Here is a 23,822-nt window from a genome sequence, read left to right on the forward strand (position 1 = left end):
ACGGCTGCCCGCTCCCCATTGTCTACAATTGATGAAGAGTAACTTCGCTCCTGAGCAGGAATCTGGCATTGGTTCCCGTCTGGCTGATTCCTTTGGAGATATAGATCATGCCGTTCTCCATTTGATGCATCCCTTTATAGATTCCCGCCGCCGGCAAAGCGCCTTTCCTCAAGTACTTGAACAGGAACGGAAGATGGAACTGCATCCCGTGGAAATGCCCCGCCATCAAGTAGTTGAAAGGCTGCTTGATATGGAGCACCACATTCGGGTCATGCGTCAGAACGATCGACGGCTTCCCGGGATCAGCCTTGGCAAATGCCAGCTCCGGATTGCTTTTCTTGCTGGTCCAATCGTCAATGCCGATAAACTGGTAATGCCCTTTATCCAGCACTTCGTTATGGAGCAGCCGAACCCCCGCACCTTCCAGTATCTTCGTTAATTGCCGCAGAGCTTCGGGAGCCAGATGATGATCATGATTCCCGTATACGGCCAGGATTGGCACGCCCGCAGAAGCAAGCTCCTTGATATAACGCTGAACCTTGTGCAAATAAGGGGCAAGCTCCGTGAAATCTCCCGTTATGACAATATACGAGGGCCTCTCGGCTTTTATTAACCGCGTTAACCGGCTTGCCGGTATTCGGATATGCTCGATATGAATATCGCTGATTTGCAGGATTTTTATACCTGCACCTGTCTTATATGTCACTCTCTCAATCTTCAGCCATTGGGTCGGGAGAATAAACAGGACATAGATCAGCAGAAGAAGGGCAACCAGCCCAATTAGGATGTATACGATCATACCAGCCTCCCTTGCTGCTCTTTAAGATTTCATATCTTATTATCGTAAAAAATATGCCTCGCCTTTAGTTCTCCCTCAATTATGCTCATAATGCCAAAAGAATACTGAGGCTGCTTGCGCCTCGCCGTTGCCGAGCCGGGATTGAAGAGCAGAATCCCATTGTGCTCCTTCATGAAAGGGATATGGGAATGGCCAAAGACGATGGCATCCACCTGATTGGCGGTAAAAGCCAGAGCGGCATTCTGCTCTGCCTTCTTGCCGGAGGACGGGAGATGGCCGTGCACGAGGCCAATCCGTTTGCCGCCCGCCGTCACGATTTTCTTATAGCCCAGCTTCTTGACGATCGTTTCCCCGTCATTGTTGCCGGCTACTCCTTTGACCGGGGCAAATTTCCTTAATTCGCTGTATACGGCTGAGCTGGTCCAATCTCCCGCATGCAAGATGAGATCGGCATTCTCCAGCTCCGCAAGCAGGCGCGGCGGAAGGGCTTTCGCCATTCGCGGCATATGGGTGTCGGAGACGACTACAATTTTCATAGGCGCTGCACTCCTTTGACCTCTCGATTTCCGATACTCAGGAATAATGCTGCACATGCTGAAGCGTCTGAACAAATATTTCCTTCACATGATCATCGTCCAGCGAATAATAGACCGTCTTGCCGGCCTTGCGCCGTTTGACGATTCGCACGTTGCGCAAGTAACGCAGCTGATGGGATACAGCCGACTGCGCCATGTCCAGCACCTGGCATAAGTCGTGCACGCATAGCTCGCGGTCGAGCAGCGCGTAAATCATCTTCACCCGGGTCGGATCGCCAAGCGCCTTGAACAGCTCCGCCAGATCAATCGCCGTCTTTTCCTCTACTCTGGCGCTAGCCATACTGCCGCTCTCCAGATCCGTGCCCAGACAGGAATCTTCGCATTGATCATCGATCATTTTTTCCACAATGAGCACCACCTTATGTACATACCGACATTATAGCAGAAATAGAAGAAGCTCCTCTATATAAGGAGCTTAATCGTCAATATGAGGTTTTATGCCCGTGCGCACCAGCGAACGCACGCATCTACCACTTGCTTCATCTCCGGCAGGATCAGAGAGTGATGGTTGTGGGCCGGCGTCAGGCAGCATACCCGTCCTTTGCCATACGAATGCGACCAGCCGCCAATGGATTCCCCGTCTTCGGAGAAGGAGCGCATGAACACGTTCGTATTCGATTCGTCGCAATAGACGAAATAATGCTCCTCTACCGATTCGAAGCTAAGCGAAGGATGAATGGCAACATGCTCTCCAGAAGCCGATACGGCAACAGGCTCGAACCGAACCCGCTTTTGCTCGGGATGGTATTTGAAATAACCTCTCGTCATGGAGACGTACGCGCCGTCCTCCGGGTAGGACGCAAGTCCGGAATGCCAGGATAACCAGCCGCCGCCTTCATACACGTATTGGAGCATCGCCTGTTCCGTCTCCGGATCAAGCCAATGGATCGGATTCTCGTCGGCCGGGTTGATCTTATCATCCTTGAAGAGAATTACCGCGTCCGGCTTATCCTGAAGCGCTTTCGCAAGCCGGTCCACGGTGGTATAAGTCAGATTTACTTTACCGCTTGCCAGCCAGGAAGCCAGACTCTCTTCCAGCCCTTCAGCGATGACCGATTCGGGATGATAATAGTCTCCGATAACCGCCAGTAGTCTGTGCATAAGATGTCCTCCCCGGTGTTATTTATCGTTCTCGAGCAGTTCGATTAAGATTTTAAGCTGCGGGATGGAATCAAAATAGGCATAACGCCCGCCGGTGTACTCACCCTTCTGCTGCAGCTTCATGCCCTTGCTCTCCATAATGGCAATCTTCTCTTTCATTCCTTCTATGACAAACGCGATATGATGCGGTCCTTCTCCATGCTCCTCCAGATGATTCCTCCATGTGCTTGGATGAGCGTCTGGTTCAATCAATTCCAGCTGAAGCGAATCCATGTTGAAAAATGCCAGCTTGGCGCGTGCCTGCGACGGCGCGCCTTGAAACTCGGTTTGCGCTTTATCGGGGGTATCCGTCCAGCTCCATGCCGGTTTGTCCACGCCGAAGAAATTCGCGTACGCTTCACTTACCGCCTCGATATCATGCACAAGAATCCCGATTTGGGTAATCATTTTTGTTCCGATTGCCGATTGGCCCATCTTAATACCCCTTCCTTCCATACGCATAAAGTTGGCAGGAGCTACCCGCCTTATTGGGGGTTCGCCGTTGACTCAACGATCCCTGCCATCCCGCGCAAAAAAAGATTAGAGATAGACATGAAGCTTAATCAGAGCGTTATGGACAGCGGCTTTCAGCTCTTCTTTTTCCTCTCCCTCAAGAAAGGCCGCTTCGGCACTATTAACAGCCAGCCGCGCAAGCTCCTCGATCGTAAAGCCGCAATGCTCCGCCAGCATTTCGTATTCAAGATTCATCGTTGTTCCCGATACGGTCATGTTGTCGGTATTCACCGTAACCAGAATTCCCTGTTCCATAAACGTGCGGATCGGGTAAGCATCCCAGCCCGTAACCGCCTTAGTCTGAATATTGCTGACCGGACACATCTCAAGAGGCGTTCGGGTGGCTTTCACTAATTCGATGACGGCAGGATCCTCCGTCATGCGAACGCCATGCCCAATCCGGCGGGCGCCTAGTCTCGTAATGGATTCTCTCACATTGCCCGCGCTTCCCGCTTCACCGGCATGAATGGTGATCGGCAGCTTATAGCGGCTTGCCAGGTCGAAGACATCTTGATGCAGCGCTGGCGGGAAGCCCGCTTCGTCGCCGGCCAGATCAACGGCAACCACGCCTTTGCCGTAATACTCGCGCGCGGCTTCGATGACCTCGAGGTTTTTCTCTACGGAATCATGGCGCATGCAGATCACGATGACTCTAGCCTTAACACCAAACGTTTGTTCGCCCTTCTGCAATCCGGCAATCGTATGCAGAATAGCTTCCCCCGCGGACAACCCTTCGAGCGTATGAAGCATGGGGGCAAACCGAACCTCCACATAGAGACAGCCGGAAGCAGCCGCTTGCTCAACAACCTCCTCGGCAATACGCTCCAGCGACTCGGCGGTCTGCATAAACGGCAGCACAAAATTGAATTTGCTCAAATATTCAACGAGACTGTTGCAGCTCTCATCAATTTGCATCCATGGCGTAAGGTCGCCTTCTGCTCCTACAGGCAATTCTTTATCCTGTGCCTTCGCGAGCTCCCGGATGGTCTCCGGCTTTACGCTGCCGTCCAAATGCACATGCAGATCGATCTTGGGCAGCAGTCTGATTTGTTCCTGTAGTTGTTGATCCAATATGTACACCTTCCTTATGGTTAATAACGGATAACTGAAAACGGCATCTCCCTTCCTGCAGCAAGCCGAAAGGTGGACACCGTCTTCGTATTTTACTATGTTTGATCATAAACATCCAGTGCGGCCTGCAGCCCCGCTCCGGTATGAAGCTTTGCCCCGTGCCGGATTAATACGCCTTCCAGGGCGCCTAGCAATTGAAGGACATTTTGCTTGCGGCAGCTGTAACCCATCGTTCCTATTCGCCATATTTTCCCCTTCAAGCTGCCGAAGGAGCTCGCGATTTCAATGCCAAACGCGTTAAGCAGCATGCTCCGGACGGATTCGCCGTCAATGCCTTCCGGTATGCTGACGCATGTTACGACCGGAAGCTTGCTGGACGGGTCGCCATACAAGGTAAGTCCCATCGCTTCTAGGCCGGCTACCAATGCCGACTCGTTAACGCGATGGCGGGCGAAGCGCGCTTCCAGCCCTTCCTCAAGCACCAGACGCAGGCCTTCGCGCAAAGCGTACAGCATAGAGGTCATTTCGGTATGATGATTAAGTCTGGCCGGGCTCCAGTAATCCTGCAGCTGCGCGAGGTCAAAGTAATTGCTTCGAATGACGGGGCGACTGACAGACGTGCTGCTTACGCTGTCGGTTCCTGTACGCAAGCCACGTTCGATGGTCTTGCGGGCATTAATCTTGGCCGCTGCGATGTCATTGTACGTAATCGGGGCCATGCCGGACGGCACGGAGAGACATTTTTGCGTGCCTCCGATCACCGCATCCATAAACCACTCATCGGTATTTACCGGTACGCCGCCAATGGTAGCTACCGCGTCTACAACAAAGAGAATGCCTAGCTCTCGGCATACCTTGCCTATCTCCGCAAGCGGCTGCATCCGCCCGGTAGACGTCTCCCCGTGCACCATTAGCACAAGCGCAGGCTTTTCCCGGTGAATCGCGCGGATAACCTCCTCAGGATCAAAGACGGTGCCCCATTCCCTCTCGATAAAAGCGACCTCGGCACCGACACGCTCTGCAATCTCGTATAACAGATTGCCGAAACGGCCGTAGATGGGAATAAGAACCTTATCGCCCGGCTCTATCAGACTGGTTAATACGGCTTCAATGCCCGAGCGGGACGTTCCGTCAACCGGGAATGCCCAATGATTCGTCGTACGGAACAAGGAGCGGAGCATCTCCATCGTATCGTTCATATAAGCTGTGAATTCAGGGTCGAATTGGCCTAGAATCGGGTATGAGAGCGCCCGGAGCACCCTCGGATCCACTTCAACGGGACCAGGGGTCATTATCGTTCTTTGAGATGGCGCTAGTTCGTCGTAACGTTTCATGGCAGTATCCCCTCATAAGCTAACTCATATAGTAAAGCGGCCAATACGGAGACGCCTTCGGCCAGCTCTTCAGGCGATGTATATTCCTGCGGCGAATGGCTGATGCCTGACTTGCTCGGAACAAACAGCATCGCCGTCGGATAATGCGGGGTAAACATTTGCGCATCATGACCCGCTCCGCTCACCATTCTGCGATAAGGAAGAGACAGATCATTGGAGATCCGCTCCAGCTTATCGCTAAGCTCCCGGTTCATCGGTGCGGGCTTAGCCGCAAGCCACGGCACAATCGTCAGCTCGAGCCCGCGCCATTTGGCAACTTCATTAAATTTTGCGATTGCGTTGTCGCAGAACTTCGTGATAACGGCTTCATCAATATGACGGATATCAACGGTAAAGCTAACTTCCCCAGGCACCACATTTGGCGTATTGGGTATACATTCGATCCGGCCAACCGTGGCGACAAGCGGTTCCCCGCATAACAGCGCATCGGCTTCAAGCTGCAGAATCATCTCCGCCGCGCCAACCAGCGCGTCATGACGCATGGACATCGGAGTTGTTCCGGCATGATTGGTCTCGCCGCGTACCGTTACGACATACCGGCGCTGACCGACTATGGCTTCCACGATACCGATTCGCTTGCGCTGCCGCTCCAATACCGGTCCTTGCTCAATATGAATCTCAACAAAGGCCCCGATATCCCCGCGGGCACTTGCTTCCTGTTCCGGCTTGCCGAATCCCGCTGCTTCCATTGCCTCCTGGAGGCTGATCCCGTCAGAGTCAAAGACGATACCGCCGCTCTGCCAGTCATAGACGCCGGTCATATTGCCGGACCCCCAATAGGTAAGAGGAAATCGGCTGCCTTCCTCTTCGCAGAAGGAAACAATCTCCAAGGTATTCACCGGCTGTCCGTACGTATCCTTCAAATACGTAACGGCCGCAATCCCTGCCGCTATGCCATACGCTCCGTCGTAACGGCCTCCCGAGCGTACCGTATCGATATGCGACCCGGTTAGAATAACCGGCGCTTCCTTGCTGCTTCCTTCCAAACGGCCAAATAGATTGCCTACTCTATCGAAGCGGACATCCATGCCGAGCGATTTCATACGCTCCGCTAGGAACAGCTGAGCCTGCAGCCATTCCGGTGTATATAGCAGCCGGGTAACGCCTCCCTGATCATCCGCGCCAAAGGAGGACAACTCATCAAGAAGACGGGAAACAAAGGAGGCGGCTTCTTGTTCCATCGGTATCCTCATCATAAACAGCCTCCTCTTATGGGGTTTGTTGATGGGCATTGACGGGCTTCAGCAATAATTGTCCTTGCCTTACCTCTTGAACGCCATCTTCTTCGGAATAAACGGTCAGGCCTCTGACCAGCGTGGCAGTCACCTTGCAAGTCATTTCCCGGCCAATATACGGGCTTACCTTATGCCTTTGCCACAAGTCCTTCTCTGCAAGCGTGTAGGATCGGCGAGGGTCCACCAGAACGAGATCTGCATCGGCCCCTTCGGCAATATGCCCTTTATGCGGATAGAGCCCGAATCGCTTGGCAGGCCCAGCGGATAATACATCCATCAGTTGATGAAGCGGGATTTGCCTCTTCACCCAGCCTTCGTCCAGCATAATCTCGAGACTGCTTTGCGCGCCGGCAATACCGCCCCATGCTTCGAAGAAGGACAACGATTCGTCAAGCTTCAGCTCCGGCGGGCAAGGGGAATGGTCAGAGGCGATAACGTCCAGCTTGCCTTCGGCGAGCAGCCGCCACAGCCCTTCCTTCTGCTCCTTGCTTCGAAGCGGTGGCGCGCATTTGGCTGCAGGGCCGATGCTCGCCATATCCTCATCGGTCAGAAGAAGATAATGCGGGCAGGTCTCTACCGTTACGGCAACGCCGCGTTTCTTCGCCCGATCGATCAGCTCAACCGCCTCTACGCTGCTGATATGGACAAAATGAACCTCGCAGTCCGTCTGCTCCGAGAACAGGATTGCTTTGTTCACGGCCTCCAGCTCGGCAATAACCGGGCGGGAGGCCACAAATGCGCGGGCATCGGTTCGTCCCTCCTGAACCGCTTGTTCCGCCAGCCGGGAGGTGATCGCGTCGCTTTCCGCATGGAGGGCTACAAAGCCTCCTAATGCGGCAATCCGTTTCATTCCTTCATAGAGCGTCAAGTCGTCCACCTCGCGGAAGCGGCCTTCGCCTTCTCCGCCCGGATTGGACATAAAGGCTTTGAAGCCGCGTACTCCAGCGGACGCCATCTTTTCCAGCTGATCCAGCTTGCCGGGAACGAGCCCTCCCCAGAAGGTATAGTCGACCGCCGAATGTCCCTCGGCCAGCTTTTCCTTCAGAGACAACGCTTCCGGCGTTACCGTAGGCGGATTGCCGTTAAGCGGCATATCCGCATAGGCGGTGCAGCCGCCGGCAGCCAGAGCTGCCGAGCCCGTTGCGAAGCCTTCCCAATGGCCAAAGTTCGGCTCATTAAAGTGAACATGAATGTCGATCATGCCGGGAAGGACGTATTTGCCTTCCGCATCCAGAACATCATCGGCCGCGCAATCGGCGAGCGATTCGGAGATGGCTGCGATTTTGCCGCCGATAATGCCAATATCCATGGAATAAGTGCCATCCGGAAGAACAACCTTTCCGTTTCGGATCATGCGATCAAATACCTGGTTCATTCTGCAGCCTCCTTCTCTTCAGCTTCCCCGGTAGGTGCTGTAGCCGCCGGGAGCGACCAGCAGCGGGATATGATAATGCGAGCTTGCATCCGCCGCGCAGAAACGAATCGGAATGCGGTCGAACACCAGTTCACCGCCTAGAATATGGCGCCTTTTCTCATCCTGGAAGTACTCCCCCGCACAGAAAACAATCTCATAGACGGCGGCCAGCATCTCTTCGCCGCCAAGCAGCGGCGCATCCAGTCGTCCATCCGCATTGGTTATTGCCGTCCGCAAGAGGGTACGTCCTTCAGCTGAGCCTTCCGCAGATTCGATCAGCCAGAGCTCTACTTGCAGCCCTTCGGCGGGCTTGCCTAAAGATGTATCCAGCACATGGGTTGTAATGCGTCCTCCGCTCATAAGCTTCACTCTCCGTCCGATATCAGATCTTCCCGGGTCAACGTAAACCCTTGGAAACCATATGGAGGGCGAGGCTCTGTATAGACGCCGGCCGGATCGGCTTCCGTATTGTCCACAATCGTCTCCCAAGTCCTGTTGTTCGACTCGAATCTCACTTCGGCCAGCTGCGGGAAGCGGGTAAGAATACGAAGTCCCACTTGATAGATTAAGAATTGAATGGATGGCGATTTCATTTCATGGAACACGTTATGGGTAATATCCCGGATTTGCTCCGCGGGAACATACCGGCCAAGCTCGGCATCAACCGCATCGTCAGCTTGATCGTACTTCCAGGTGATATCCAGGAAGATAAAAAGCGGTCGGTCGTAGCTCTCCGGCAATGTCGTATATTCGTCGCGGACAAATCCATAGAAGGAGCTTCCGCTTACCTTAATGAGCTGAAGATCGGTAATCGCGCATTCAAGCGACTCAATGACGGGAGCCCCGTCTTTCCGCCCCAGCTTCATCGACGCGCTGGCATGATCGTTATGCGATCGGCGGTAGACAAGCGGGCTTGGCTCCAGTCCTTCTTGGCCAGGCGAAGCTACCTCCAGCGTCTGGAACGGAATACGGTCCGCGCTCAGCTCGACGGCGTCAATATGCGGATATCTGTCCATGAACCTCTTGCTGATGAAGGAAAGCAGCCCTTCGGTTGTGCTGCCTTCGTAAGCGGCGGTATGGCGCAGAATAAAGTTTTTCATCGAGTCGGTTGCCACAACCAGGGAATTATCGCCTTCGGTAAACGAAGTCAGGAGCTGCTCGCTGCTTACGGCAAACGTTATATTATGGGCAAAGATGACATTGCTGTCACCGGTATAGGCGGATTCAGGAACTGCGGTTACGGATAACGGCTTCGCATACGTACGATAGGTGAGCACATCGCCTTTTCCATAATAAAGAGTGCGACCGCTGCGGAGTTTAAGCATGAATACCAATCCCTTCTATTCCGTAATAAGGTCATGTAACCGAAATTTCGTAATGCGGGCGATCTGCCATAACGCTTCGTCCGCTTCTTCCTCCAGGCTGTTATCAATCCTTGCTTCCATCGCGGCTAAAATATCGGATTTATCCTTGCCGCGAACGGCGAGGATAAACGGAAAACCAAACTTGCCGGTATATTCGCGGTTCCTTCTGGTGAACACCTCGAACTCCTCCGGCGTCAGCCTGTCGAGTCCCGCTCCCTTCTGCTCCAACGTTGAATACTCGCCGATCTTGATCCGCGTTGCCAGATCCGGATGCTCCCGGAATAACGCGATCTTTCTGTCCTCCGATGAATGAATCACTACCTTCACCATCGCGTCATGCAGCTCATCTGCCGTGCGGAAGGGCCTTGCGTCAAAGGCAAGCTCGGCAACCCAAGGCGAATGCTCGAAAATGGCGCCAAGAGCTTCGACGAACTGCTCCTTTGGCATCTCGTTAATCGTGGACAGATTCAGATTCATAGGCTTCCCTCCTCCACTCTATCGCTTTTTGTACGGCTCTCTTAATGCCCCCATAACCGGTGCAACGGCATATATTGCCGGATAACGCTTCTTCGATCTCCGGCGGAGTCGGATCGGGATTATGATCCAGCAGCGCCTTCACCGATATAATCATCCCCGGCGTGCAATAGCCGCATTGGAAGCCGCCTTCCTCTAGAAAAGCACGCTGGATGGGATCCATTCCCCCGGCGGACACGCCTTCTATCGTTGTAATCGACTTGCCCGAGCATTGATAAGCCATGGTCAGACAGGAGTTGACCGGCACACCGTCGACCATCACCATGCATGCGCCGCATCTTCCGATATCGCAGGAACGCTTGGTCCCCGTCATCTCGAGGTCATCGCGCAGAATATGAAGCAGACGTTTGGCCGGCGGTACGTTCAAGCTGATCTCTTGACCGTTAAGCGTACAAGGAATCGAGCTCGTCTCAAGCCTGGATAAGGGCTTCATCGAATCTTTCATTCTCCGCTCACCGCCTTATCTAGTAATTGATCGATAGATTGTGCGAGCAGGAGCTCCGGATCAATCGGGAGCTTTGTTACCCGCACGCCAACCGCATCGTAGATTGCCGCCGCAATAGCCGGTGCCAGCGTGACCGAACCCACCTCTCCTATGCCTCGCGGACCATAAGTATCTTCTTCCGGCAGCTCTTCAATCGGATGGACGTCCATTGTTCCCCGATGCTCGGCTATGGTTGGGACCAGATACGTATCCAGGTTTTTCGTCAAATATTGCCCGCCGCTCATGACGGCGTCTTCCGTGAGCGCAAAGCCAAGCGCCATGCTGCTGCCGCCTTCAATCTGCCCGAGAAACCCTTGCGGATTAATAACGGGTCCTGCGGCAACCGTGTGATATTGATGCAGAAGCCGAATCCGACCGGTTAATTGATTCACCTCTACCTTTACGGCAACCGCCGAGTACGTATAAAGAAAATGGGCGCCTACCTTCTCGGTTGCCGAGGTCGGAAAGTGGAATTGGGTCGTGCTGGTGATCGGTTCGACGCAACCGGCCGCAAGCGCCGGATAGGTAATAAGGCACTCCGCTTCGGAGGAATCGGTATCTGCATCAATGGCATAGACTCCGCCTTCGCCGAACCGCAGCCGGCTTGCCGAAAGCTTCAAGATCTCTGCCGCTTTGCCGAGCACTGCCTCCTCGAACAACGGCCGAAGGTTCTGAAGCGACTTCCACATCATGCTTGTTGCTCGGGAAGCGGTTGTCGACCCGCTGTCCGGTACGACATCCGTATCGCCGATAATGATGCGGATATCCTGCGATGCGAAGCCGAACTGCTCAATCAGCATTTGCTCCAAGGAAGCGATAAGTCCTTGGCCGAATTCTTCATATCCGAATACCGCTTCGATTTTGCCGTCCGCGGCGAGCGTCAATCGCCCGCCTGCCGGATCGGGAATACCGAAGCCAAGCCCTGCGCCGTGCATCGTGAACGCCGCTCCAATACCGGTACGGATCCAAGGCTCGGCTTGCTCTTCCTCGGTTCTGCCCGGGTTGCCGCGCTCCTGCCATAAGGCGCTTGCCGTCATGGCGGCCGATACTTGCTTCGCGCCTTCTGTGAGAGCGATCGGATGGTCAAACGGGCCGGGATCATCGGATTTACGCATGTTGCGCAGCCTGAGCTCCCAAGGATCGATGCCGAGCTTTTCCGCCAGACGATCGAATTGTCCTTCCAGCGCGAATATCGCCTGATTGCCGCCAAAGCCCCGGAACTCGCCGGATAAGCCGTTATTGGTGTAGACCGAGAAGCCTTCCACATCGAGATTCTCATAGCGATACGGGCCAATCACATGTTCAACGGCAAAATTCAGTACTTCCGCTCCAAGCGTGGCGTAGGGACCCGTATCCGCGATAATCTTCGCTTGATGGGCAATCAGCTTGCCGTTCTCGTCAATGCCGGTCTTCATCGAAATCTTCATCGGATGCCGCTTTAGTCCCACGCGAACCGATTCCCATCTGGAATTATGAAGCTTCACCGGACGTTTGGTCGCCCGAGCCAGCAATGCTCCGTAGGGCTGAACGTTCAGCTCGTCTTTCCCTCCGAATGAACCGCCAATCGGACTGGATACGATCCGGATATCGCTTTGCGGTATCGCCAGAATGCGAGCCAGCTGCATCCGGTCCATAAATCCGTGCTGTGTGGGCGAATAAACCGTCAGTCTTCCGTCATCACCAGGGATAAATAACCCGCCTTCGGTCTCCATGTACGTATGCATCTGCCGCGGCGTATAATACGTTTCCTCCACGACATGCGCGCAGCTGTCGAAGCCGGCATCAACATCGCCGCGTTTGAATCCGTTCCGGTGGAGCAGATTGCCTTGCGGATGCAGCTTGGGAGCATCGTCCTCAAGCGCATATTCCGCATCCTCCACGACCTCGAGCAACTCGTAATCGACTTCAATTAACCGAAGAGCCTGCTCGGCAATTTCTATCGAGTCTGCCGCCACTGCCGCTACGGCGTCTCCAACATACCGTACGCGATCCTCGCATAGGACCGGCTGATCGGGATTGGCGATACCAAACCGGTTAAGACCCGGTACGTCTTTGTGGGTAATGACAGCGTGAACGCCGTCCATCGCCGCGGCTTGTTCCGTTCGTATGGCCGTGATCCGCGCATGCGGATGAGGACTCCGCAATACGCGGCCAATAAGCATATCTGGAGCCGTCATATCGGTAAGATAAGCCAGCTTGCCGGTTACTTTGTCAGGCCCGTCTGGACGAACACGCCAGCGTGCCCCGCTTCCTTTCCGATTCAACAGCATATTTGACCACCCATCCTCTCTTTACCTTAAAAACGCGCTCTGCTGCCGAAGAACAGCAGCAGCCGTTTCACCTCGAATTCTAAGATTTTTATAGGCTTCTCCCTATAATCAGACTTAGAATTCTCCGGAATGAAACGCGCTCTGCCGCCTGGGGACGCAAAGCCGTTTCACCTTACCGCTTTCCATAGTTCCGAAGCGATCAAATTCGCTGCCGCTTTCTTGCGATAGCTGACGGGTACAAAAGCGTCACCTTTAGGTTCATAGTGCTCAACAACAAGCGCGTAGACCTCGGTAATGGTTTTCTTATTGGCAATCTTGCCGGTCAGGAATTGTTCAACCAACTCCAACCGATGCGGAATCGTTTGACCGCCGCCAAGCGCAAGCCGCACATCGCTCAGCCGGTTGTCCGAATCGAGCTGTACGCTTAATGCCGCGGTTACTACTGATGGAGTAAAGGCGTCCCTTCTTCCGACTTTATGGTAAGCGACGAATCGCTTCGTATTCGAATCCAGGGCTGGTTGGGTCAGCTCGATGGCAATCAGCAGCCGTTCCCTCCACGCTGCATGAACGGCAGCGGTGGACAGCCATTCGGATAAAGATTCCTGCAGTCCATTCGAGCCGTCATGCCAATGCAATACGGGATCGTAGATGAGCAAGGCCGGCAGCGAATCTCCTACCAGGGATAGAACGTTGCCGCCGATTGTGGCCAAATTACGGATCGACGGGGCCGCAATACTGCGGGCCGCTTCGGTCAGAAGCGGGAAACTCGCATGTACCAGCGGACTGGTACGCAGATCCGACAGAGTTATCATCGCTCCTAAAGTGCCCGTTCCGCTCTCGCAATCGATATGAATGCCATGCAGCTCTTCTATTTCCCCTACGTTAATGAGATGGTTCGGCATGGCCGCCAGCCCCGCTTCCCATTGTGTCCGCAGCAGCGTGCCTCCTGCGGTATACACGCCTTCCGTACCAAGCGTTTGTTTCAGCTGCCAAGCCTCCGCAGCGGTTGCCGGATGCCAGACGAAAGGTGCTTCAGCTACTCCTTGTGCATTCGCAGCCATTACGCCATCCCCTTTCGTTAAAATCGTTGTTCGCGAATATATGGTGTACCAAGCGATTCCGGTGATCCCGACGGCTTGTTGCGATTACGCCAGCCCAGGAACATGAGAACCAGAATGGTCACGATGTAAGGAATCATTTTCAGGAAGTAGGACGGAATCTCGCTGCCTATCAATTGAATGCGGAAGCCGATGGTATCCAAAGCGCCGAAGAAATAAGCACAGAATAACGCGCGGATCGGATTCCATCTTGCAAAAATGATAAGAGCTACGGCGATCCAGCCCCTGCCTGCCGTCATGCCTTCAATCCAGGTCGGCGAATACACCATAAGCAGATCCGCTCCGGCAAGGCCAATCAGCATCGAGCCGGCAATGATATAGCCGTAACGGAAGGTCTGAACACGAATGCCCATAACGTCAGCCGTTGGCGGGTTATCGCCAATTGCTCTCAGATGCAATCCCCATGACGTGCGATGAATGTATAAGTGCAAAACGATAACAAGAATAAAGCTGAACCAGGTCAAAATATCAAGATGCGCGAATATTCCGCCAATTACGGGTACATCTTCAAGCCAATTTAGATTCACCTTCGGAACGGCGCCTGCAACCGGCTGGCCGGTAATGCTTTTTCCAAGATAAGCGCTAAGCCCCGTCCCGAATAACGTTAGTGCCAAACCGCTGACAATCTGATTGGCCCTAAGCGTTACGCACATGAAAGCATGAACGACGCCAAGCACCGCGCTGATCGCGCATGCAGCCATCAAGGTAAGCGCCAGATTGCCGGTGTTCAGATAAGTCATACAGGCGATAACCGCCCCCATCAGCATGAGTCCCTCTGCACCAAGCTGAATAATGCCCGAACGTTCAATCAGAATGCCGCCTAGCGTTGCGAATAAGAGAGGCGTGCCGGAAGAGATGGCTGCTACTACGATTTGTACGAAGATATCCATGGTCTACCTCCCCCTTCTATCCGTTTCTCCGGATTCGGAATTTGCTGGCCATGCTGCCCGCGATCAGGAAGAACAGAATCGCCCCTTGAATCATCGATGAAATGGAGGAAGGAAGGCCAATGGTTTGAACGCTGAAGCCTCCGACAATCAGTCCGCCAAACAGGAATGAGGAGATAACAAGACCCAGCGGGTTCAGCTTCGCAAGCCATGCGACGATTATCGCCGTGTACCCATAACCCGGGGAAATCCCGTACATCAAGCGGTGGGTGACACCCGATACTTCCGCCATGCCAGTCAGACCGGCCATACCGCCGCTGATCAGCATAACAAGCAGAATATGACGGCTGATCTTGATCCCTGCGTTCTTCGCCGCTTCCGGGTTCGCGCCGATTAGACGGAGCTCATAACCCCAGCGGGTGTATTTCATCAGGAAGGCGTACAGCAGGACTGCGATAATCGCGAACACGAGGCCAAGATGAAGCCTTGTATCGCCAAGCACCGGAAGCGACTGCGCCTCCGTGAATACCGGAGTACCCGGGAAATTAAAGCCCTTCGGATCCTTCCATGGACCAAAGACGAAGTAGTTCAAAGCGAGCAGTGCCACGTAATTGAGCATCAGGGATGAGATGAGCTCATTCACCTGGAAATACGTGCGGGGAATGGCTGTTAACAGCCCCCAAATACCGCCGCCGATTATACTGAACACAAGCATGGCCGGGATCACCAAGTATGCGGGCATATTCGGAAAATATACCGTCACCGCCGTCGCGGCCATCGCTCCGGCGAGGAATTGCCCTTCCGCCCCGATGTTCCAGACCGAGATGCGGTAAGCAATCGCAACTCCGATTCCGCATAAGAGAAGCGGAATAGATTTGACCAGCGTTTCGGTAATGCCGAACGTGGTGCCAAATGCCCCGGTAATCATTTTGGAATACACCGTGATCGGGTTCATGCCATTGGCTGCAATAAAGATGCCGCAGAAAACTAAAGCAAGCAGCACGGAGATGATCGTCATCCACCATGGACTTTCCTTCCTGGAAGGATCCATTTCGATTCTCAAGGACAGCAGCTTGCTGCGGCGCGGCGTAATATCGGGTTGTTCGACGGCGATGGTGCTTTGAACCGGCTGCTTGCTCATACGACCTTCTCCTCCTCTTCGTCTTCCGCATCCCGCACGCCGGCCATGTATAAGCCGATCTGCTCGCGGGTTGCTTCCCCTCTCGCCATCTCGCCGACCATGCGACCGTTATAGATTACTAATATGCGGTCGGACAGCTGCATAACCTCATCCAAGTCTTCCGAAATAAGAAGGATGCTTTTTCCTTCTCCGCGCATCTCGGTCAACAGGCGGTGCACGCCCTCCGTCGCGCCCACATCAAGCCCTTGCGTAGGATGAACCGCCACCATGAAGAGCGGATCCTGCTCAACTTCTCTGGCAAACAGCAGCTTCTGCTGATTGCCTCCGGATAATTGTCTGACCGGTGTATCAAGTCCCGGCGTCTTCACGTCAAACTGTTCGACAAGCGTTTGCGACCAGTCGCGGTTCGCTTTGAAACGCAGGAAGCCAAGCCGGGAACGCTCACTTGTTCGATAGGATTTAAACAAGAGGTTATCCACAATACCCAGGCTTCCGGCAAGACCGCTTTTCATCCGGTTCTCCGGCACATGGGCAATGCGGGCTTCGATAGCACCGCGGACTGATGCGTTCTTAAGCGGGCTGCCGTTAAAGGTAATAGCGCCCTTGCGCCAGGATCGGAGTCCCGTAAGCACCTCCGCCAGCTCCTTCTGTCCGTTGCCCGCTACGCCTGCAACCCCGACGATCTCGCCTTCATGCACCTGAAACTCCATTTGATTCAAAGCCTTGCGTCCATGATCCGCATACACGTCCAGCTGATCGACAATAAGGAGCGGCTTGCCTTTCGGACGGCTTGCCAGAGGCTTCATGGCCGTTAGCTCTTTCCCAACCATAAGTCTTGCAAGCTCGCGTTCGTTCGTGCCTTGTCTCTCCAGCGTATGCGTCAAACGGCCTTTGCGCATGATGGAGATGCTGTCGGAGATCGCCATGACCTCTTTCAGCTTATGGGTCGTAATAATGACGGTCTTCCCCTCTGCCCTCATCTGATCAAGGGTTACGAATAGCTGCTCCGCTTCCCCTGGAGTAAGCACCGAAGTAGGCTCATCCAAAATAATCAGATCGGCGCCGCGGTACAGCGTCTTAACGATCTCTACCCGTTGCTGCTCGCCGACGGACAATTGCCAGATCGGACGGTCAACCGGAAAGGTCAGTCCGAATTTGGTTGCGATCGCATCAATCTCTTCCTGCTTCTTCTTCATCCATCCCGGACCGCGCCAGAAGGATGTTTTCTCTCCCAGTATGATATTCTCCGCGGCCGTTAACGTCTGTACCAGCCGGAAGTTCTGGAAGACCATTCCGATTCCGAGCTTCATGGCATCCTTGGGTGAGCGGATCTTTGCTTTCTCCCCATGAATATAGATCTCGCCGCTGGTTGGCCGGTAGACGCCGGACAGCATGCACATCATCGTGCTTTTGCCAGCACCGTTCTCACCTAGCAACGCGTGAATTTCTCCCGCTTTTGCCTTGAAATCAACCTGGTCATTCGCAACGACGGAGCCGAATTGCTTGACGATGCGCTGCATTTCAACGGAGTAGGTTTCGAGCATTCCGTATCCTCCTTAAAAGAATTGCGAAGCAATTCTTGCTTCGTAAGCATTAGCCTAAAGAATTGCGAAGCAATTCTTGCTTCGTAAGCATTAGCCTAAAGAATTGCGAAGCAATTCTTGCTTCGTAAGCTTTAGCTTAAAAGAATTGCTTCGTATGCACTCGCTTTGTAGATAGATGGAGGCCTATAAATCAACAAATCCCTTGGGAAAGGGATTTGTTGATTTGGCCGTTTAGTCTTGTCTTTGCGATTATTGAGGAATCGTTCCTTCTACGCCTTTGACGAACCAGTTCATCTCAAGAATCTGTTCAAGACTCATCGTTTGGCCGGCTTCCAGCTTGGAAGCGCCGGATGCGTCTGTAATCGGACCGCTGAATACGTTCAGCTCGCCTTTTAAGATTTTCGCTTGCGCGTCTTCAACCAGCTTCTTCACATCGCCTGGAATGCTAGGTCCAAGCGGAGCAAGGCCAACCATGCCGTCTACTATATCACCGGAGTACTGCTCGCTCTTCCATGTTCCGTCGATGACAGATTGTACGACTTTCGTATAATAAGGACCCCAGTTCCATGTCGGGTTCGTTAAGTAAGCATCCGGTGCATAACGGGTCATATCGGAGTCATTGCCGCCAGCGAGCGCGCCTCGCTCGGCAGCCGCTTGCAGTGTTGCGGGGGAATCTTGATAAGCAAGCAGGACGTCTGCTCCTTTATCCAGCAAGCTGATCGCCGCTTGGCGTTCGGCCGTCGGATCGTACCAAGTGTTGCTCCATACCACGTCAACCTTGGCGTCCGGATTTACGCTCTGAATGCCAAGAGCAAAGGCATTAATGTTATAGATAACTTCGGGAATCGGGAATGCGCCCACGTAACCAATCACGTTCGATTTCGTCATCTTGCCTGCCGCAATACCGCTCAGATAGCTGGCCTCGTAGTTTTTACCGAAATAAGTCCCCATATTGTCCGCTGTTTTGTAGCCGGCAGTATGCATGAAGATGACTTTCGGGAACTTCTTCGCCACATTCAGGGTTGGATCCATATAACCAAAGCTTGTCGTGAAGATAATGTCATGGTTTTGAGCCAGCTCTGTAATAACGCGCTCTGCGTCCGCGCTTTCCGGTACGTTTTCTACCGTGTCAGCTTTAATGCCAAGCTTCTCTTCCATGTACTTCCTTCCATTGTCATGCTCGAAGGTCCAGCCGCCGTCCCCCGGAGGCCCGATGTATACGAATGCGACCCGCGGCAGCTTCTTGCCGCTGTCTGTTGCTGCCGGATCTGTTGATGTCTGTGCATTGCCGGTATTCGCAGCCTCGTTTGTCTTATTATTGCTGTTGCTGGAACAAGCGGACAAAATAACGACCATAAGTACGAGTAAAGCCAACCCCACTGTGCGTGCTCTTGCAAGATGTTTCATATCGTTCCTCCCCAACTCTCTATCATCATCGCGACCGGAATGGATGATGTAGTCTCAATATACTTCCGTGTCATTATAACGTCAATATATCTGACATGAGATTGGAAGGAGATATAAAATAACGAAAACTCATTGTGCATGATGCACGTCTATCCTGTGTTTATGTAACAATACGTTACACTCAACCCCATCTTTATCTGCGACCGCGATTGTCGCGATAACGCCTCTCTGCCAAACGGAGGCTTTTCTCATCGTCCACGTCAAGCAGCAACTCCGCTGCTTCACCGTCATACGCCACAATTTCTCCGTTATACTCCGGCGATCCAAACAGCTTGCGCGCCCCCATATCCCCCTTCAACCCGCGCAGTGCGTTGAACATCGTATTTCGGATGATAGCGGGAGGCATAACAGCCCCATCCACAGAGGAAGCCGCAAAATCAATCTCCGGGCGCTCTCCCATAATAGAAAGAAGACGCCGCACCATGGCAGCCGTGACAAAGGGTTGGTCACCAAGCCCGATCACGACCGCATCGGGTTTCGGGAAGCTGGACAGCGCGGCGTCTACACCGGAGCGGATGGAATAGGACATTCCAAGGCTGGCTTCTTCGCAGACGACAATATGAAGTTGATTGGCGTAGCGCGAATTATTCCTCATGTCCGCTAGCCAGGCAAGCGGATCATCCGGGCGGACCACAATATGAACCCGCCCGATTCCGCTAGAAAGCAGAGCACGAAGCGCCAAACTGCCGAGCGCTATGCCCGGGAAAAGCTCGAGCGGCAGCTTCGGCTTGCCCATACGGCTGCTCTGCCCCGCCGCCAAATAAATGCCGGATATGTTCATGCCGCCCCCCCTTAGACCTCTCAACCATTTGTTTGTTGCGCCATTCCTTGCGGAGCCCTATCAATTCGCCGGCAATGCTGACCGCAATCTCATAGGGTCCTTCAGCACCAATGGATAATCCGATTGGCGCTTTTACGTTAGCGGGAGGTACTTCACCGTTAAACAACATGCCAATGCGCTTAGTTGAGCCCATCACACCGATATATCGCGGCCGGGAAGCGAGTGACCATTCTATCATTTCGCGATCGTAATGGAGGTGATGGCTGCAGACAATTACAGCATCTTCCCCATTCAGCTGCAGCTGTTCCTTTAGACGCTCCGGTGTACCCAGATATTTCTCAGCTCCCGAGAAGGCGGCAAGCAATCCCGGCCTCCAATCGGCAACCACCAAATGAAAGCCGCTTTGCGTCAGGAGCTGATAGATCGGATCGGCATCCGGCCCAGCCCCAAACAGAATTACCCGCTGCCGGTTGGATAATAGAAGACTGAATTGCCAGTCATAGGACTGCCCGGAAGAAAGATTATCGGCATCCATGCTTGCAAGCTCATACCCAAGCTCCTCTCCCCGAAGACCTCGGACAAGCTGCATCTCGCTTCCATTGTCCAATTGATCGAGCGCATCCGTCAGGACCTTGCGCAGCGCGCCAGCAACAGGCTCAAGCAAAACGCGGATTATCCCGCCGCAGCCTACAGCTTCGCCCCAGATGGGATCTTCATCAGGCTCCATGTTGTACTCCGCCACTTCATGCTTGCCTGCTTCCAGAATAAGAGGGACGCGCTCCAGCAGATCAGATTCTATGCAGCCCGGACTGACCGTGCCGACTGTATCTCCGTCTAACATGAGCAGCATCGCAGCACCCGCCTTCCGGTAAGCGTGCCCCTCAACCTCGATGATGGTTGCCAGAACCGCCGGCTGTTCAAGCTGCCGGATCGCCCGCAAGATGTTGATCATATCCATCGGCAATCCCTCCTAAATAAGTATGGAATGAACGGATGAACAGCCTGGAACAGACTGTTTATCCAACTTTATGCCTCTTTTAGCAAAAGCCTGCATGCATCGAACCCTTTGCTTCCGACTAGCTAATTAAAGCCTTGCCAGCAATTCCTTCAGCGTCCGGTCTGCTTCCCGCAGCACCAGCGGTTTGTCTACCGTCTTCATGATGCGGCTCTCCATCACGATCTGTCCGTCAATCCAAACGGTATCCACATCCCCGCGGGTTGCCGCGTACACCACTCTGGAATACCAGTCTGCGTCAAAGGACGGATAGACATGGAAGTCCTCCAAATCCAGCAACTGCAAATCCGCAAGCTTGCCAACCTCAATGCTACCGATTTTATCCTCCAGGCCAAGCACATGCGCTCCGCCCATCGTTGCCATGCGCAGAACGGTCTTGGCATTCATTACGGTTGGACCATGCTTCACCTTCTGGATAAAGGCCGTCAGACGCATTTCCTGAAACATATCCAGGTTGTTGTTGCAAGGCGCTCCGTCCGCGCCAATCCCTACGTTAATGCCTTCCTTCAGCAGTTCCGGTACCTGCGCAACACCGGATGCAAGCTTCAGATTCGAACCGGGACAATGCGTAACCTTCACTCCGCGTTCCCGAATGATCCGTTTCTCCTCTTCATCCAGCCAGATGCTGTGCGCCAGAATAAGATTCGGCCGCGCGAGACCGATATGATCCAGGTAAACGATGTTGCGCATGCCGCGCTCCGACTCCACAATCGAGATTTCTTCCCTGTTTTCCGACGCGTGGGTATGTACCTTTACGCCGTATTGGGCTGACAAATCTCTTACGCCGGTCAGCAGCTCTTCCGTGCAGGAGACAACAAACCGCGGACAAAAGGCGTACTCGATCCGGCCGCCCGCTGCTCCGTGCCACTTCTCAAGCAGCTCCACGCTTTCCTTCAGCGATTGCTCCGTCTTCTCTTGAAGAGGAAGCGGCACCTCCGTCCCATGATCCATCATGACTTTACCGGAGACAGCTCGGATGCCGCTCTCGAGAATGGCCTGGAACGCCGACTCGGTATGGTTCACGGTTTCCATATCGAGAATGGTCGTTGTGCCGCTGCGAATGAGTTCCCCGATACCAAGCAAAGCCGAATAATAGACCGATTCTTCGTTATGGGCAGCTTCCAGCGGCCAGATCCGTTGTCTCAGCCAGTCAATCAGCTCCAAATCGTCAGCTCTCCCGCGGAATAATGTCTGACACAGATGGATGTGAGTCTGAATAAAACCCGGCAGGAGCACCTTTCCTCTTGCGTCGATCATCCGATCTGCTTCAATTTCCTGAATATTCGGACCAATTTGAGCGATCTTATTTCCTTTCACAAGCACATCGCCAATCACGATATCATCTGCTGCGTTCATCGTCATAATGACGGCATTGCGGATTAATGTCGAACTCATGCGTACCGCTCCTTTACTGAAACCATTTCGTTTGATGATGGCCGATTAAGATTGTTCGTTAATAAGAAGCTTGCGGAATAAGAAAGCGATTTTGAGCCGGAGCAGATCGTTCATTTTTTTGAAATCCACACCTAGAATTTCGCTCAGCTTCTCAATCCGGTAGGTTGCCGTATTGCGGTGAATATACAGCTTCTTCGCCGTTTCGTTTAATTGCCCGTCCTGCTCCAGGTAGGTCTCAAGGGTCCGCAGCATTTCACTCGCATAATCCGGATCCTTGCTAACGAGACCGCCAAGCCAGCGATGACAGAATGCCTCCATCCGGTCCCGGGATACATGCTCGAACACAATAGCCAGATCCATTGTATCAAAGGACGTAATGGATTGCCCGACTCCCCATTCCGATGACAGTCTTTGCGTCTGCCTGCATTCGTCGAAGGCCTCGTAGAGCTGCTCCGCTCTTTTCTTCCTGCTGCTGACCGCTGCTCGCGGACTCTCTCCGCCCTCACGCTGGATGGAAGCGAAGCATGCGCCTAACGCGGATTCCAGGCTCCCATCCGCCTGACCTTCAATAACCGGAAATACGGAAAAAAGTCCTTCCTCCATTACAATATGCATGCCCTTCAATTCTTGAAGTTTCGTATGGCTTAAAAAATCCGATTTCAGCTTCTCCAGCTTCTCCATTCGGTGCAAGGCGGAGGCATGCGGAGCGTCGCTGAGCACGCAAGTGTAAGGATTCTGAAACACCTCAAGCTCCCACCGGTCCGCGTATTCGACGACTTTATCAATCGGCAGGCCGTTTCGCAGGTAACGTTTGATCAGCACGCCAAAGTCCTTCTGAACAGATAATTCAAAGTAATCTTCATAATTAAAATTCATTTGATAGGATAACAGCTCTGCCGCCTGCAGATACAGACTCTCTTCTATCGTGGACAAGAACAGCTGAGGATTAAAAAACAAGACAAAGCCCGTACAGCGCGATTGCTTCATCAGAGGTATCCGGAACGCCTGCCACTGCTTGCTCTTCATCCACTTCTGCTGCTGCGGCCATGGCCAGCTGCCCGTTAATTCCGCATCCGGCACCTGCGAGCTGTTATAGACAATCTGCCCCCTTGACCCAACGACAGCCATCGGGAAACCAATAATGTCGGCAACGGCATCAAACAGTTCATTAATATGATCCGTCTTGAGCGCCATTCTCATCAGCCGGACCTGCTTGTCGAATATATCCTGCAATACGCCCGTATTGCGCCGCAGCTCCTCCTTGAACAAGCCGCTCATCTGGTCGGAGAACGTAAATTGATAGGGAAGCTCTATTAACGGAAAACCTAGCTCGTTGGCAAAAGCAATTAATTGATCGGGAATAGCATCCCAGAATCGGCCGAGCTTTATCCCAAGTCCCGATGAACCCCGCTGGTTCAGCTTGGCGAGCAGCTCCGTGGCATCCTGCGGATGATCCTTGATCAGGTAGGCGGTTGTAAAGAGCATCTCCCCTTCCTTGATCCAATCGGTAATATCCGGGGCATCCATCACATTGACGGATTTCACGATCCGATTGCGCCCTGCTGTCCCGGCAACCAGCTTCCCTTCCGATAAAGGGAACACGTTTAGCGCCTGTTCAACTGTCAAATGCATAGCGCACCTCCGCTCACAATGTAAACAT

At 53.5% G+C, this 23,822-nt stretch carries 23 protein-coding genes; all 23 read right to left on the minus strand.

The window, feature by feature from the left end:
* Nucleotides 1-22 precede the first annotated feature (22 nt).
* The 23 genes from M3194_RS00310 to M3194_RS00420 all read right to left on the minus strand — a co-directional run bounded on the left by M3194_RS00310 (nt 23) and on the right by M3194_RS00420 (nt 23,794).
* Nucleotides 23-799 (minus strand): metallophosphoesterase, encoded by a 777-nt coding sequence (locus M3194_RS00310; protein WP_251651035.1) that lies wholly within the window; start codon nt 797-799, stop codon nt 23-25.
* A 29-nt stretch (nt 800-828) separates the two neighbouring features.
* A complete protein-coding gene (locus M3194_RS00315) occupies nt 829-1,335 on the minus strand; it encodes a metallophosphoesterase family protein (RefSeq protein WP_251651037.1) in 507 nt (168 codons plus the stop codon).
* A 37-nt stretch (nt 1,336-1,372) separates the two neighbouring features.
* Nucleotides 1,373-1,732 (minus strand): ArsR/SmtB family transcription factor, encoded by a 360-nt coding sequence (locus tag M3194_RS00320; protein WP_251652062.1) that lies wholly within the window; start codon nt 1,730-1,732, stop codon nt 1,373-1,375.
* A 98-nt stretch (nt 1,733-1,830) separates the two neighbouring features.
* Complete coding sequence (locus M3194_RS00325) at nt 1,831-2,496, minus strand: ThuA domain-containing protein (protein WP_251651039.1); 666 nt, start codon at nt 2,494-2,496, stop codon at nt 1,831-1,833.
* Between the two features lie 18 nt (nt 2,497-2,514).
* Nucleotides 2,515-2,970 (minus strand): VOC family protein, encoded by a 456-nt coding sequence (locus M3194_RS00330; RefSeq protein WP_251651041.1) that lies wholly within the window; start codon nt 2,968-2,970, stop codon nt 2,515-2,517.
* A gap of 105 nt (nt 2,971-3,075) precedes the next feature.
* Nucleotides 3,076-4,119: an adenosine deaminase gene (add, locus tag M3194_RS00335; RefSeq protein ID WP_285889027.1), complete on the minus strand. Its 1,044-nt coding sequence runs from the start codon at nt 4,117-4,119 to the stop codon at nt 3,076-3,078.
* Nucleotides 4,120-4,214: 95 nt separating this feature from the next.
* Nucleotides 4,215-5,453, minus strand: coding sequence for a pyridoxal-phosphate-dependent aminotransferase family protein (locus M3194_RS00340; RefSeq protein ID WP_251651044.1), 1,239 nt, complete (start codon nt 5,451-5,453; stop codon nt 4,215-4,217).
* Nucleotides 5,450-6,706 carry an allantoate deiminase gene (gene allC, locus M3194_RS00345; protein ID WP_251652064.1) on the minus strand — a complete coding sequence of 419 codons (1,257 nt, stop codon included), beginning with the start codon at nt 6,704-6,706 and terminating at the stop codon, nt 5,450-5,452. The genes M3194_RS00340 and allC overlap by 4 nt, the downstream gene beginning before the upstream one ends.
* Nucleotides 6,707-6,722: 16 nt before the next feature.
* Nucleotides 6,723-8,123: an allantoinase gene (locus M3194_RS00350; RefSeq protein WP_251651046.1), complete on the minus strand. Its 1,401-nt coding sequence runs from the start codon at nt 8,121-8,123 to the stop codon at nt 6,723-6,725.
* 18 nt (nt 8,124-8,141) lie between these two features.
* A complete protein-coding gene (gene uraH / locus M3194_RS00355; protein WP_251651048.1) occupies nt 8,142-8,522 on the minus strand; it encodes a hydroxyisourate hydrolase in 381 nt (126 codons plus the stop codon).
* 5 nt (nt 8,523-8,527) lie between these two features.
* Entirely contained in the window at nt 8,528-9,487 is a 960-nt protein-coding gene (pucL, locus tag M3194_RS00360; RefSeq protein WP_251651050.1) for a factor-independent urate hydroxylase, read from the minus strand.
* A 15-nt stretch (nt 9,488-9,502) separates the two neighbouring features.
* On the minus strand, nt 9,503-10,003 hold the full coding sequence (uraD, locus tag M3194_RS00365; RefSeq protein WP_251651052.1) for a 2-oxo-4-hydroxy-4-carboxy-5-ureidoimidazoline decarboxylase: 501 nt from the start codon (nt 10,001-10,003) through the stop codon (nt 9,503-9,505).
* Nucleotides 9,978-10,505 (minus strand): (2Fe-2S)-binding protein, encoded by a 528-nt coding sequence (locus tag M3194_RS00370; protein ID WP_251651054.1) that lies wholly within the window; start codon nt 10,503-10,505, stop codon nt 9,978-9,980. Before M3194_RS00370 ends, uraD begins: the two co-directional genes overlap by 26 nt.
* Nucleotides 10,502-12,814, minus strand: coding sequence for a xanthine dehydrogenase subunit D (gene pucD, locus M3194_RS00375; protein WP_251651056.1), 2,313 nt, complete (start codon nt 12,812-12,814; stop codon nt 10,502-10,504). The genes M3194_RS00370 and pucD overlap by 4 nt, the downstream gene beginning before the upstream one ends.
* 167 nt (nt 12,815-12,981) lie before the next feature.
* Entirely contained in the window at nt 12,982-13,875 is an 894-nt protein-coding gene (locus M3194_RS00380; RefSeq protein WP_251651058.1) for an FAD binding domain-containing protein, read from the minus strand.
* 17 nt (nt 13,876-13,892) lie between these two features.
* The gene (locus tag M3194_RS00385) at nt 13,893-14,822 is read right to left on the minus strand and encodes an ABC transporter permease (protein ID WP_251651060.1); all 930 of its coding nucleotides are present in this window, start codon (nt 14,820-14,822) and stop codon (nt 13,893-13,895) included.
* Between the two features lie 16 nt (nt 14,823-14,838).
* Nucleotides 14,839-15,870, minus strand: a complete 1,032-nt coding sequence (locus M3194_RS00390; protein ID WP_251652065.1) for an ABC transporter permease — start codon at nt 15,868-15,870, stop codon at nt 14,839-14,841.
* 86 nt (nt 15,871-15,956) lie between these two features.
* On the minus strand, nt 15,957-17,504 hold the full coding sequence (locus M3194_RS00395; RefSeq protein WP_251651062.1) for an ABC transporter ATP-binding protein: 1,548 nt from the start codon (nt 17,502-17,504) through the stop codon (nt 15,957-15,959).
* Between the two features lie 249 nt (nt 17,505-17,753).
* Nucleotides 17,754-18,911, minus strand: a complete 1,158-nt coding sequence (locus M3194_RS00400; protein ID WP_251651063.1) for a BMP family ABC transporter substrate-binding protein — start codon at nt 18,909-18,911, stop codon at nt 17,754-17,756.
* 193 nt (nt 18,912-19,104) lie between these two features.
* Nucleotides 19,105-19,746, minus strand: a complete 642-nt coding sequence (locus M3194_RS00405; RefSeq protein ID WP_251652067.1) for a nucleotidyltransferase family protein — start codon at nt 19,744-19,746, stop codon at nt 19,105-19,107.
* A complete protein-coding gene (locus tag M3194_RS00410) occupies nt 19,628-20,710 on the minus strand; it encodes an XdhC family protein (protein WP_251651064.1) in 1,083 nt (360 codons plus the stop codon). The genes M3194_RS00405 and M3194_RS00410 overlap by 119 nt, the downstream gene beginning before the upstream one ends.
* Nucleotides 20,711-20,836: 126 nt before the next feature.
* Nucleotides 20,837-22,162, minus strand: a complete 1,326-nt coding sequence (locus M3194_RS00415) for a 5'-deoxyadenosine deaminase (protein ID WP_251651065.1) — start codon at nt 22,160-22,162, stop codon at nt 20,837-20,839.
* Nucleotides 22,163-22,207: 45 nt separating this feature from the next.
* Entirely contained in the window at nt 22,208-23,794 is a 1,587-nt protein-coding gene (locus tag M3194_RS00420) for a PucR family transcriptional regulator (RefSeq protein WP_251651066.1), read from the minus strand.
* Nucleotides 23,795-23,822: the final 28 nt, after the last annotated feature.

The organism is Paenibacillus glycanilyticus (assembly GCF_023715145.1).
GTDB classification, from domain to species: Bacteria; Bacillota; Bacilli; order Paenibacillales; family Paenibacillaceae; genus Pristimantibacillus; species Pristimantibacillus glycanilyticus_A.